This is a genomic window from Roseateles sp. (genome assembly GCF_047654805.1).
Taxonomy (GTDB): domain Bacteria; phylum Pseudomonadota; class Gammaproteobacteria; order Burkholderiales; family Burkholderiaceae_C; genus Pelomonas.
On the sequence record NZ_JASGIV010000001.1, the window covers coordinates 1,616,596 to 1,629,115 of the forward strand.

Annotated in this window: 7 protein-coding genes and 1 pseudogene; all 8 read left to right on the plus strand. The window is 72.3% G+C overall.

Going from position 1 to position 12,520, the window contains the following annotated elements; translation table 11 throughout:
- The first annotated feature begins 195 nt into the window (after window positions 1-195).
- Window positions 196-789 (plus strand): sigma-70 family RNA polymerase sigma factor, encoded by a 594-nt coding sequence (locus tag QM732_RS07405; protein ID WP_415655532.1) that lies wholly within the window; start codon window positions 196-198, stop codon window positions 787-789.
- Between the two features lie 123 nt (window positions 790-912).
- On the plus strand, window positions 913-1,137 hold the full coding sequence (locus tag QM732_RS07410; RefSeq protein ID WP_415655533.1) for a FecR/PupR family sigma factor regulator: 225 nt from the start codon (window positions 913-915) through the stop codon (window positions 1,135-1,137).
- 101 nt (window positions 1,138-1,238) lie between these two features.
- Window positions 1,239-1,499, plus strand: coding sequence for an MbtH family protein (locus tag QM732_RS07415; protein ID WP_415655534.1), 261 nt, complete (start codon window positions 1,239-1,241; stop codon window positions 1,497-1,499).
- Between the two features lie 5 nt (window positions 1,500-1,504).
- Window positions 1,505-2,251, plus strand: coding sequence for a thioesterase II family protein (locus tag QM732_RS07420; RefSeq protein ID WP_415655535.1), 747 nt, complete (start codon window positions 1,505-1,507; stop codon window positions 2,249-2,251).
- Window positions 2,229-2,900 carry a 4'-phosphopantetheinyl transferase family protein gene (locus QM732_RS07425; RefSeq protein ID WP_415655536.1) on the plus strand — a complete coding sequence of 224 codons (672 nt, stop codon included), beginning with the start codon at window positions 2,229-2,231 and terminating at the stop codon, window positions 2,898-2,900. Before QM732_RS07420 ends, QM732_RS07425 begins: the two co-directional genes overlap by 23 nt.
- 2 nt (window positions 2,901-2,902) lie before the next feature.
- On the plus strand, window positions 2,903-3,883 hold the full coding sequence (locus QM732_RS07430) for a TauD/TfdA family dioxygenase (protein WP_415655537.1): 981 nt from the start codon (window positions 2,903-2,905) through the stop codon (window positions 3,881-3,883).
- Window positions 3,884-3,901: 18 nt separating this feature from the next.
- Window positions 3,902-9,457 (plus strand): amino acid adenylation domain-containing protein, encoded by a 5,556-nt coding sequence (locus QM732_RS07435; RefSeq protein WP_415655538.1) that lies wholly within the window; start codon window positions 3,902-3,904, stop codon window positions 9,455-9,457.
- 8 nt (window positions 9,458-9,465) lie between these two features.
- Window positions 9,466-12,459 (plus strand): annotated as a pseudogene (locus QM732_RS07440) (type I polyketide synthase); the annotation flags it as partial.
- Window positions 12,460-12,520: the final 61 nt, after the last annotated feature.

The following is a 12,520-nucleotide window of genomic DNA, read 5'->3' on the forward strand; positions in this document are numbered from 1 at the left end:
GTCGTGCGAATACTGCTTCGTTCAACATCACGCAGTAGCCACAGCTAAGACTTGGAGGGCCTTGTTCGATATCGAACAGAAGCCTATGGCTGTCCTACTTGATCCGCGTCAAACGTCTTGGGAGGCAGAGCCGCTGAGCCGCAGGTCCCCCCTCCGCATCGCCTAGTGGTCCCGAATCGTTGCCTAGGAGACGCGATGGAGTTCCCGGATCACCGCGCGGCGCCGCTCGCCGTTCCCACCCTGTTGCCTGTCGAGGCCACCACCCGCCTGTCCGGGCCACAGCCCAGTCTGCAACGCACCTTCATTGACGGGCGCCGGCAGTTGCTGTGGCTGGCGCGGTCGATCGTCCATTCGCCCGAGACTGCGGAGGACATCCTTCAGGACGCTTATGTGCGTCTGATGGATGGCTCCTGTCCCCCGGAAGTGCGACGCCCCTACGCGTATTGCTGTCAGGTCGTGCGCAACTTGGCCTACGACCATTGCCGCCAGAAGATGGTCGAGGAGCGCTATCGCGTCTTCACCGACGGCGAAGAGCTGCTCGACCGTCCCGGCGGCTATCGACCAGATCGCGCGCTTGTGGAGAGGCGCGCCATCAAGGCGATCGAGCGGCTGCTGCAGTGCTTCCCAGCTCGTACGCGCCGGGCTTTCGAGTTGTACCGCCTGGGCGGCGCCACCCAGCGCGACATCGCCGCCGAGCTGGACTGCTCCGCCGCCACGGTCAACGCCATGATCAAGGAAGTGACGACCGCGCTGTCGTCCTGCGCCCACCTCGTGGATGGCACCGACTGACACGGCCCGGGCGAGTCGCTAGCATCCGCCGGCACTCCGCCCCAGTGGGGCGGCCCGCAGGGGTACATCACCGGTCATCAAGAACCGACGCATCGGGGCCCGCCATCGCAGCGGGCGCAGCCAATGAGCGCCACACAAGCAAGTGTCCCGGACGATCCTGTCTGGGCGGACGCCTGGGCATGGGTCCAGCGTCAACACGACGCCGCGACCTGGGACGACGAGGCCCTGACCGCGCTCGCGCGCTGGCTGGCCGAGGATCCCGGTCATCGCCAGGCCTACGACAAGGCCCGCCGCCTCTGGCTGCTGACCGGCCTGGTGCCGCCGTCGGGAGACGGCCCGCTCGACTGAGCGCTGAACAAATCGACGGCTGCTTCGTCTTGTAGGGACGGACGGCGCCTCGGCATCACCGCGGCGTCCTCCGATCCGACCCAACTGCAAGAGGACCGCGCATGTCGACGAGTTGCTTCGATCGCGAGGACGAGACTTTCATCGCCCTCGTCAACCAGGAAGAACAGTATTCCCTCTGGCCTCACTGGAAGGCCGTGCCGGCCGGCTGGACCCCCGTGGCCGGCGTGAAGGGCCCCAAGCAGCAGGTGCTCGAGCACATCGAGAAGACCTGGACCGACATGCGCCCGCGCTCCCTGCGCGAATGGATGGCGCGGCAACCCGACACCGCACCCGAGCAGGACGGGACCCGGGCCGCGGAGTGAGCGCCGTGCCGGCGCGCCTGGCGCTGCTGTGCCTGCCCTGTGCCGGCGCCAGCGCCACCATGTACCTGCGCTGGCGGCGCCTGCTACCGACCTGGGTCGCCGTCCAGCCGATCGAGCTGCCCGGCCGCGGCAGCCGGTTGGGCGAGCCCTTCGCCGAGCGCTTCGACGCGCTGGTCGAGCAGCTCTGCGACGAGCATCGCGGCGCGCTCGCCGGCCCTTGCGCGCTGCTAGGGCACAGCATGGGCGCACTGCTCGCCTACGGCATGACGCGGCGCCTGCAGGCGCAAGGCATGACCCTGCCGCGGCTGCTGATCGTGTCCGGCAGTCCCGCGCCCTCGCGCCGCGACCAGGAGCGCTACGCCGGCCGTCATGACGACGAGCGACTGCTCGACGACCTGCGGCGCCAGGGCGGCACGCCGCCCGACGTCTTCGCCCACCCGGAGCTGCTGCGCATGACGCTGGACACGCTCGGCGCCGATTACCGCATCTGCGACAGCTTCCGCCAGGCGTCCGATCCGTCGCTCCCGCGCCTGCCCGTGCCGCTGCAGGTCCTGGCGGGGCGAGAGGACGACATCGCGCCAGCGCGCATCCGCGCCTGGTCCGAGGAGATCGCCGGGCCCTACGGCGAGGACTGGTTCGACGGCGGCCATTTCTTCATCCGTCACAGCGAGCAGGAGGTGCTGCGCACGCTGACGCGGCGGCTGCAAGGCGCCGTGCCTGGAGGAACCCATGAGACTCATGCCATTGCCTGACCCCGTGGCAGGCGAGATCGAGGTCCATCGCCTCGACCTCGACCTGCTGATCGAGCCGCGCGACGCACTGGCGCTGCTGAGCGAGGACGAACGCGCCCGCGTCGCGCGCTTCGTCCGCCGCGCCGACCGCGTGCGCTTCGCGCGCACGCGCGCCGCGCTGCGTCAGCTGCTGGCGCGGCGTCTGGACTGTGCGCCCGCACAGGTGCGCATCGACCGCGCACCGCAGGGCAAGCCCTTCGCGGTGAACGGGCCCCGCTTCAACGCCAGCCACGCCGGCGCCTATGCGCTGATCGCGATCGGGGTCGGCGCGCGCATCGGCGAGGTCGGAATCGACATCGAGTCGGAGGACCGCGCCCTGGACATGCCGGCCTTGCTGCCGCACGCCTTCAGCGCGCGGGAATGCGAGGAGCTTGTCGCGGCGCCGGATCCGGGCGCGGCCGCCTTGCGGCGCTGGGTCGCCAAGGAGGCGGTGCTCAAGGCCGTGGGCGTGGGCATCGCCGATCACCTGCGGGCGATCGCCGTGCGGCCGGGGCCCGGCGCGGCGCTGGCCGTGCGCGGTCAGCCCGCCGCATGGGGGGAGGTCGGGGCGGTGGCCATCGCCGCGCCGACCGGATATCAGGCCGCGCTCGCGTGGCAGTGGAGGGAATAGCCATGAACGACCGTCTCGTCCGATTCGACCGCCTGGCGCCCGCCGGGTCCACGCTGCCGCTGCTGATGACGCCGGATCAGCCCGGCCAGACGCTGCTGGACGCGGTGGACCGGCTGCGCGGCCGCATCGACGACGCGCTGCTCACCGTCGGAGGCGTGCTGCTGCGCGGCTTCGCGGTGCCGGACGTCGCGGCCTTCCAGGGCTTCGCGAGCGCTTTCGGCCATCCGCTGCTCAAGTACGAGTTCGCGTCCACGCCGCGCAGCGCCGTCTCGTCGCAGGGCGTCTACACGTCCACCGAGTACCCCGCCCATCAGCACATCCCGCTGCACAACGAGCAGGCCTACACGCGCGAGTGGCCGATGCGGATCTGGTTCCACTGCGTGACGGCGTCGCCGGAGGGCGGCGAGACGCCGATCGCCGACAGCCGCGCGGTCTACCGGCGCATGCCCGAGTCGGTCCGCGCGCGCCTGGAGCCCGGTCTGCAGTACGTGCGCAACTACGGCGAGTTCGACGTGCCCTGGCAGCAGGTGTTCAACACGGACCGGCGCGACGAGGTCGAGGCCTTCTGCCGGCGTAACGACATCCGCTGGGAATGGAAGCCCGACGACGAGCTGCGCACCGTGCAGCGCTGCCAGGCGGTGGAGACGCATCCGGTGACCGGGGAGAAGGTCTGGTTCAACCAGGCCCACCTGTTCCACATCTCCAACCTGCAGCCCGAGGTGCGCGAGTCGCTGGAGGACTTGCTCGGCGTGGAGAACCTGCCGCGCAACGTCTACGACGCCGAGGGTCGGCCGCTGGAGGACGCGCTGCTGGACGAGGTGCGCGCCGTGCTCGACGCAGAGACCGTGTCCTTCCGCTGGGAGGCCGGCGACGTGCTGATGCTCGACAACATGCTGGTGGCCCATGCCCGGGCGCCGTTCAAGGGCCCGCGCAAGGTGGTCGTCGCGATGGCGCAGGGCCACGGGAACCTGGGTCGCTTCTGAGATTCACGAGGGCGGTTCATGACAAGCTCGACTGCAGCACCGGGCGATCGCCCGACCTCGGCTTCCGGGGCCCCCGCGGTCCTCGTGCCAAGGCGACCGGCGGAGCGCGCGTTCCCGGCGGACTTCGTCAGCCACCTGATGGCGCTGGCCGCCACGCGGCCGGACGATCCCGCGGTCATCGTCGTGCAAGACCGCGACGGCCGCACGCAGGACCAGCCCATCAGCTACGCGGGGCTCGACCGTCGCGCGCGTGAACTGGGCGCGTTGCTGAGCCGGCGGCATGCGGTGGGCGAGCGAGCGCTGATCATGCTGGACAACGGCGAGGACTACGTCGCGAGCTTCTTCGCCTGCCTGTACGCCGGTCTGGTCGCGGTGCCGGTGTTCCCGCCCGAATCGACGCGTCGGCAGCATCTGGGACGCCTGGTCGGCATCGCCCAGGACGCGCGCGCCTGCTGCATCCTGACGAGCACCGCGGTCCGCGCGCTGCTGGCCGAGGACCCGCGTGCGGCGGACGCCTTCGGCGCGACGCCGATGGTCACGGTGGACGCGCTCGAGTCCGCGTCCTCGCCGACCGCCGACTGGGCGCCCCGACGACCGGCGCCGGACGACCTGGCCTTCCTGCAGTACACCTCGGGATCGACCTCGGCGCCCAAGGGCGTCATGGTGTCGCACGGCAACCTGATGGCCAACATGCGGGCGCTGGAGGAGGGCGTGTCGGTCGATGCGCGGGACCGCTTCGTGTCCTGGCTGCCGCTGAACCACGACATGGGGCTGATCGGCGGGCTGCTGCAGCCGCTGCATCGCGGCGTGCCGGTTGCGCTGATGTCGCCGCTGTACTTCCTGGAGCGCCCCTCGCGCTGGCTGGAGGCGATCGCGCGCCATCGCGCCACCATCAGCGGCGGTCCGGACTTCGCCTACCGGCTCTGCGTCGAGCGCGTCAAGCCGGCTCAGATCGAGCGCCTGGACCTGTCCTGCTGGACCGTGGCCTTCTCCGGCGCGGAGCCGGTGCGGGCGGACACGATGGCGGCCTTCGCGCGGCACTGCGCGCCGGCGGGCTTCAACGCGCACGCGCTCTATCCCTGCTACGGGCTGGCCGAGTCGACGCTGTTCGTGACCGGCGGCCATCGCGGCGGCGGGCTCGCGAGCCGCGCCCATGACGGCGGCGACCGCACGCTGGTGGGCTGCGGCTTCCCGGTGAGCGGACACGCGCTAAGGATCGTGGCGCCCGAGAGCGCCCGCGTGCTGGCCGACGGCGAGGTGGGCGAGATCTGGGTCAGCGGTCCCAGCGTGGCCGGCGGCTATTGGGACAAGCCGCGCGAGACCGCCGCGGCCTTCGTCGAACGCGACGGCCGGCGCTGGCTGCGCACGGGCGACCTCGGCTTGCAGGTCGACGGTCAGCTGTATGTCGCGGGGCGCTTGAAGGATCTGATCATCGTCCGCGGCCACAACCTCTATCCGCAGGACCTGGAGCGCGCGGTGGAGGCCGAGGTGGACGCGATCCGCCAGGGCCGCAGCGCGGCCTTCGCGGTCGAGGGCCCGCGCGGCGAGGGCATCGGCCTGGCAGTCGAGGTCGCGCGCAGCGCGAGCCGCCGCGTGTCGCCGGCGGCGCTGGTCGAGGCGCTGAGCGCCGCGGTGAGCGCGCAATGCGGCGAGCCGCTGTCGGTCGTGGTGCTGCTCAACGCGGGCGGCATGCCGCGCACCACCAGCGGCAAGCTGCAGCGCAACGCCTGCCGCCGGGGCTGGCTGGACGGCAGCATCGATGCATATGCGATCCACCAGCACGGCGTGTTCGTCCGCGGCGGCGAGTGGGTGCCTGCGGCATCTTCCGCGACGGCGGATGTGACGCCGCTGGACGAGCAGGAGCAGTCGCTGGTCGATGTCTGGCGTGAGGTGCTGCGATTGGAGCCGACGGCGATCCTCGGTCGGGGCAGCCACTTCTTTACCGCGGGCGGTGATTCGATCTCGGCCACGCAGGCCGCGGCGCGGCTGGCGGAGCGCTGGGACGTCGAGGTGGCGCCCCGCCTTCTCTTCGAGCATCCCCGCCTGGCCGACGGCGCCGAGGCGCTGCGACGGGTCCTCGCGACGGGGCGCCGTCGTGGCGAGCTCGCGCGCATCCCGGCGCTCTCCGAGCAGGCCCGGAGGCAGCCGCGGCCGCTGTCCCACGCGCAGCAGCGCCAGTGGTTCCTGTGGCGCCTCGATCCGACGAGCAGCGCGTACCATGTGGGCGGAGTCCTGCGGCTGGACGGCGAGCTGGCGCCGGCGCCGTTGCGGGAGGCGCTGGAGACGCTCGTCGCGCGCCACGAGATCCTGCGCACGGTCTTCCGTTCCGGGGCGGACGGCCTGGGCGAGCAGCTGGTGCAACCGGCCGCGACGACGGTCGAGGCCGACGTCGCCTCCCGGGTCGACCTGCCGATCGTCGATCTGTCCGATCTGCCCGAGGCGGTGCGCGAGATCCGCTGCGACGACGAGATCGCCCGCGTCGTGGCCGAGCCCTTCGATCTGACGCAGGGGCCGCTGCTGCGCGCCGCGTTGCTGCGCCTGGGCGAGCGCGAGCATCGGCTGGTGCTGGCGCTGCATCACATCGTCACGGACGCGGCGTCGATGCAGATCATGGTGGAGGAACTGGGCGAGCTGCTCGCTGCCGCCCAGTCGACGGCGGCGGGGGCCTCGACGACAGCCTCCGCCTCGACTTCGGCCATGACCACGACCACGAGCGCGCCGTCCGCGGTCCAGTACCTCGACTACGCCCGCTGGCACCACGAGCAACTGGCCGACGGATTGCGGGAGCGTCAGCTCGCCTACTGGCGCGCGCAGCTGGGCGACGAGCATCCGGTGCTGACGTTGCCGACGGACCAGCCACGCGTGGCGGTGGCGCGTCATCGGGCTGCGGTGCACGCCCTGCGCCTGCCCGACGCACTTTGGGCCGATCTGTCCGCGCTGGCCGCGGGCGGCGGCTCGACCGTCTTCATGGTGCTGCTGGCGGGCCTGCAGGCCTTGCTGTTCCGCCACACCGGCCAGCGCGACACACGTGTCGGCGTTCCGACCGCCAACCGCCGTCATCCGCAGCTGGAGCGCACGTTGGGCCTGTTCGTCAACACGCAGGTGATGCGCGCGCGCATCGACGGCCGGATGCCGCTGGAGCGGCTGCTCGCCCAGGTGCGCCAGGCCGCGCTGGAGGCGCGCGAGCACGAGGACCTGCCGTTCGAGCAACTGGTCGAGGCGCTGCAACCCGAGCGCAGCCTGAGCCACGCGCCGCTGTTCCAGGTCCTGTTCAACCATCTTCGGGAGGACCTCCGCGGCTTCGATCGTCTGACGGGTCTGCGCGCGGGCGGCGCGACGGTCCAGCCCGAGGCGGCCCAGTTCGAGCTGTCGGTGGAGGTCCGCGAGCAGGCGGGCGAGGGCGCCCAGCTGCGCCTGATTTACGCGGCCGAGCTGTTCGAGCCCGCCACGATGGCGCGCTTCGCCGGCCACTACCTGCGGATGCTGCGGGCCTTCGTCGCCACGCCGGCGGCGGCGGTCGGCGATGTCGCGCTGCCGGAGCGGGACGAGCAGCGCGCGGTGAGCGGCTGGACCGGCGGCGGTCCCGGCCTGGACCGTCCGGAGGACACGGTGCACGTCTGGTTCGAGCGCCAGGTCGCGGCCACGCCTGCGGCACCTGCGCTGCGCATGGGCGAGCAGGTGCTGAGCTACGCCGACCTCAACGCGCGCGCCAACCGGCTGGCCCATCACCTGATCGCGCTCGGCGTGCGGCCCGAGACCACGGTGGGCATCGCGATGGAGCGCTCGATCGAGATGGTCGTGGGCCTGCTGGGCATCCTCAAGGCGGGCGGCGCCTACGTGCCCATCGACCCCGACCACCCGGCCGATCGCATCGCCTACATGCTGGCGGACAGCCGCGTCGGGCTGCTGCTCACGCAGCGCGCGCTGCGCGAGCGTCTGCCCGCCGCCAAGGGTTGCCGAATCGTCGAGCTCGACACGCTGGCGCTCGCCGAGCGGCCCGACCAGGACCCAGCCGTGCCGATGAGCGGCGAGCAGCTGGTCTACGTGATCTACACCTCCGGCTCGACGGGACGGCCCAAGGGCGCGGCCAACCGTCACCGCGCGCTGTGCAACCGGCTGGCTTGGGGGCAGCGGCATCAGCCGCTGGACCGGTCGGACACGGTGCTGCAGAAGACGCCGTTCAGCTTCGACATCTCGTTCTGGGAGTTCTTCTGGCCGCTGACGCAGGGCGCCCAGCTGGCGATGGCCGGACCGGGCGATCACCGCGATCCCGCGCGCCTGGCCGCGCTGATCGACGAGCACCGCGTCACCACGATCCACTTCGTGCCCTCCATGCTGGAGGCCTTCATGGCGCACGAGGCCTCGCGCCGCTGCGCCGCGCCCCGGCGCATCGTCTGCAGTGGCGAGGCGCTGCCCGCGGAGCTGCAGCAGCGCGTGCTGCAGGCCTTCCCGGGCACGTCGCTGCTCAACCTGTACGGCCCCACCGAGGCTGCGATCGAGGTCAGCTACTGGGATTGCCGCGACGAGGGCGGACGCGCCGTCCCCATCGGGCGCCCGATCGCCGGCCTGAGCCTGCATGTGCTGGACGGCGACCTCAACCCGGCGCCGCAGGGCGTCGCGGGCGAGCTGCATCTGGGCGGCGTCGGGTTGGCGCGGGGCTACTGGCACCGGGCCGGCCTGACGGCGGAGCGATTCGTCGCCGACCCGGCGGGCGGTGGCGAGCGGCTCTATCGCACCGGCGACCTGGTGCGCTGGCGCGCCGACGGTCAGATCGAGTACCTCGGCCGCATCGATCATCAGGTCAAGATCCGCGGCTTCCGCATCGAGCTCGGCGAGGTCGAGACCGCCCTGCGTGACCAGCCCGGCATCCGCGAGGCGGTCGTCATGGCCCAGCCCACGGCCGCGGGGCTGCGGCTGGTGGCCTACGTCACCGCGCAGGCCGGCGACGCCATCGGCGCGGGCGGTGATGCCGGCGCGCTCAAGGCCAGCCTCGCACGGGTCCTGCCGGACTACATGGTGCCGTCGCTGATCGTGTGGCTGGAGACGCTGCCGCTCAACGCCAACGGCAAGCTCGATCGCAAGGCGCTGCCCGCGCCGGAGCTCGGCCTGGGCGCGGGAGGCGGGGCGTTCGAGGCGCCGCGCGGCCACGTGGCCGAGACCATCGCCGCGATCTGGGCGGGGCTGCTGGGCCTGGAACGCGTCGGGCAGCAGGACAACTTCTTCGACCTGGGCGGCCACTCGCTGCTGTTGATCCGCGCCCATCGCCTGATCGAGGAGCGCCTGCGGATCGCCGTGTCGGTGGTCGAGCTGTTCAAGCATCCGACGGTGGCGGGACTGGCCGCGAGCCTGGCCGCGCGCATGGCCGGCCCGGGGACGGACGGGGTCGCGGCCATGCCGCCGGCCGACGACGACGACGACCGGGGCCGCCGGCAGCGCGAGGCCTTGCGCCGTCGCCGTCAGGCGGGCTCGGGACGCGCAGGGGCGCAAGGCGCCGATCCCGCCGATCCCGCGGATGCCGTCGAGGGCGCCAATGCCGCTTCCGACGCCGAGACGGCGGGGAGGACCGGACGATGAGCGACGCGATGGACGACGCGATGGACGACGAGACCAGCGGCCTGGAGATCGCGATCATCGGCATGGCGGGCCGCTTCCCGGGCGCGCCGGACGTCGATGCGCTGTGGCGCCTGGTGCGCGACGGCGTCGAGGCGGTCACCGCGTTCAGCGACGAGGATCTGCTGGCGCGCGGGGTCAGTCCCGAGGCGCTGGCCGATCCCGCCTACGTCAAGGCCGGCGTGCTGCTGGACGGCATGGCGGATTTCGACGCGGCCTTCTTCGGCTACTCGCCGCGCGACGCCGAGCAGCTCGATCCGCAGCAGCGGCTTTTCCTGGAATGCGCCTGGCAGGCGCTGGAGCATGCCGGGCAGGACGTGGACCGCATCGACGGCGCGGTGGGCGTGCACGCGGGCACCGGCGCCAACCTCTACCTGATGCGTCACCTGCTGCCGCGGCACGGTCAGGCCGGCGCCTCGGACATCGCCGGGCTGATCGGTCTGATGAACGGCAACGCCGCGGACGCGCTGAGCACGCGGGTCGCCTACAAGCTGAATCTGCGCGGTCCGGCGGTGACGGTGCAGACCGCGTGCTCGACCTCGCTGATGGCGGTACACGCCGCCTGCCAATCGCTGCTGAGCCATGAATCCGACATGGCGCTGGCCGGCGGCGTGTGGCTCAACCTGCTGCAGGAAGGAGGGTATCGCCATCAGCCCGGGGCCATCCTGTCCTCGGACGGCCATTGCCGCGCCTTCGACGCGCGGGCCGACGGCACGGTGCTGGGCAGCGGCGCGGGCGTGGTGGTGCTCAAGCGGCTGGACGAGGCGCTGCGCGACGGCGACACGGTCCATGCCGTGATCAAGGGCAGCGCGGTCAACAACGACGGCTCGGACAAGGTCGGCTACACCGCGCCCAGCGTCGCCGGCCAGGCCGCGGTGATCCGCGCGGCGCAGACGCTCGCGGGCGTGGCGCCGGACACGATCGGCTATGTGGAAGCGCACGGCACCGGCACGACGCTGGGCGATCCCATCGAGATCGCCGCGCTGACGCAGGCCTTCGGTCCGTTGGCGGCGGCGCGGCGGGGCTGCGCCATCGGATCGGTCAAGAGCAACATCGGCCACCTGGACGCGGCGGCCGGCGTCGCGGGGCTGATCAAGGCCGTGATGGCGCTCAAGCACCGCACGCTGCCTCCCAGTCCCAACTTCGAGCGGCCGAATCCGCGCATCGACTTCGAGGCGAGTCCGTTCCGCGTGCATGCCCAGGCCCGGGCGTGGCCCGCGGGTGCGACGCCGCGTCGCGCGGGCGTGAGCTCCTTCGGCATGGGCGGCACCAACGTCCACGTCGTGCTGGAGGAGTCGCCGCGGACCGGCGTCTCGACGTCGACGGCCGATCGCCTGGTCAACGGCTCGGCCGACGGCTCGTCGATTGGTCCGACCACTGGTCCGACGGAGGGTTTGACCAGTGGAACGGCAGATGGAGCGCCCGAGCCTTCGTCCGATCCGCTGGCCCTGAAGCTGTCCGCCCGCAGCGCGGAGGCTCTTTCCGCGATGGCCGTTCGCCTGGGCGAGCATCTGGCCTCCGACCATGCGCCGTCGCTGGCCGACACGGCCCATACGCTCGACGTCGGCCGCAAACGCTTCGCTCAGCGCGCCGTGGTACTGGCGCGTTCCACCTCGGAGGCGGCGCGGGTCCTGCGTGATCCCGGCGCCAACGGGCTGCTGCGTGGCGAGCGCCTCTCCGAAGCGCCGAGCGTGGCCTTTCTGTTCCCCGGCCAGGGCTCCCAGCACGTGGGCATGGCGCGCGGACTGTATGAACGCGAGCCGCTGCTGCGCGAGCTCGTTGACCACTGCTGCGCGCAGGTCCGGCTCGAGGGCGAGGACCTGCGGTCGCTGATCTATCCGGAGGCCGGGGTCGACGCCGACGCGGCCACCGCGCGGCTGACGCGCACCGCCGTCACGCAACCCGCGCTGTTCGTCGTGGAGTACGCGATGGCGCGGCTCTGGATGTCCTGGGGCCTGCGGCCCGATGCCCTGCTCGGTCACAGCGTGGGCGAGTACGTCGCCGCGTGCCTGGCCGGCGTTTTCACGCTGGAGGACGCGCTGGCGCTGGTCACGCTGCGCGGGCAGCTGATGCAGGCGTCGGCGCCAGGCGCCATGCTGGCGGTGCAGGCCACGCCCGAGGAGCTGGCGCGCTGGCTGTCGGCCGGCTGCGACCTGGCGGCGATCAACGCCGCGGATCGCTGCGTGCTCTCGGGCGCCCCGGAGGCGATCGCGGCCGCCGAGCGCGCGCTGCTCGCCGAGGGCGTCGCCGCGCGCCGGCTGCAGGTCTCGCACGGCTTCCACTCGGCCTTGCTCGACCCGGTGCTGGCGGACTTCGAGGCGCAGTTGCGCCGCATCCCGATGCACGCGCCCAAGATCCCGTTCATCTCCAACCTGACCGGCCACTGGATCACGCCGGAGGAGGCGACGAGCCCGAACTACTGGACCCGTCATCTGCGCTCGACCGTGCGATTCGCAGAGGGGCTGGACCTGCTGCTGGGCAAGGCCGATCGCCTGCCGCTGGAGGTCGGTCCCGGCGAGACGCTGAGTTCGCTCGCGCGGCTGCATCCCGGCATCACGGCGCTGCGGCCGGCGCTGTCCACGCTGGCGCATCCGAACCGGCCCGACGACAGCCGCGACCAGCCGGCGCGCGCGCGTGCGCGGCTGTGGATCGCGGGCGTCGAGACGCGGGCGACGCAGGGTCGTCCGGTGCGCACCGCCGGCGCGCGCGTCGGCGAGTCCGGCCCGCGACTTCGCCGCGTGCCGCTCCCGACCTATCCGTTCGAGCGCGCGACCTTCTGGGTACCGGCGGCGCGTGCCGATGAGCGCCCGCTCGCGGCCGGGGCCGCCGCGGCCACCGCCGATGCACCGGGCCGGGCCGGTCCGCTCGGTATGGATGACTGGTTCCTGGTGCCGACCTGGAGGCGCACCGCCTTGGCGACCCCGGTCCAGCCGGCCGGTGAGGCTGTGCCCGCGGGTTCGGCTGTGGGCGCGGGCATGGGCGTGGACAAGGACTCGACCACGGGATCGACTCTGCTGCTGGGCGGTC

What these genes read in the sequence shown, in the direction of transcription:
- QM732_RS07425 (WP_415655536.1), top strand. Translation starts at nt 2,229, where the DNA reads ATGAGACTCATGCCATTGCCTGACCCCGTGGCAGGCGAGATCGAGGTC.
- QM732_RS07415 (WP_415655534.1), top strand. Translation starts at nt 1,239, where the DNA reads ATGTCGACGAGTTGCTTCGATCGCGAGGACGAGACTTTCATCGCCCTC.
- QM732_RS07435 (WP_415655538.1), top strand. Translation starts at nt 3,902, where the DNA reads ATGACAAGCTCGACTGCAGCACCGGGCGATCGCCCGACCTCGGCTTCC.
- QM732_RS07430 (WP_415655537.1), top strand. Translation starts at nt 2,903, where the DNA reads ATGAACGACCGTCTCGTCCGATTCGACCGCCTGGCGCCCGCCGGGTCC.
- QM732_RS07405 (WP_415655532.1), top strand. Translation starts at nt 196, where the DNA reads ATGGAGTTCCCGGATCACCGCGCGGCGCCGCTCGCCGTTCCCACCCTG.
- QM732_RS07410 (WP_415655533.1), top strand. Translation starts at nt 913, where the DNA reads ATGAGCGCCACACAAGCAAGTGTCCCGGACGATCCTGTCTGGGCGGAC.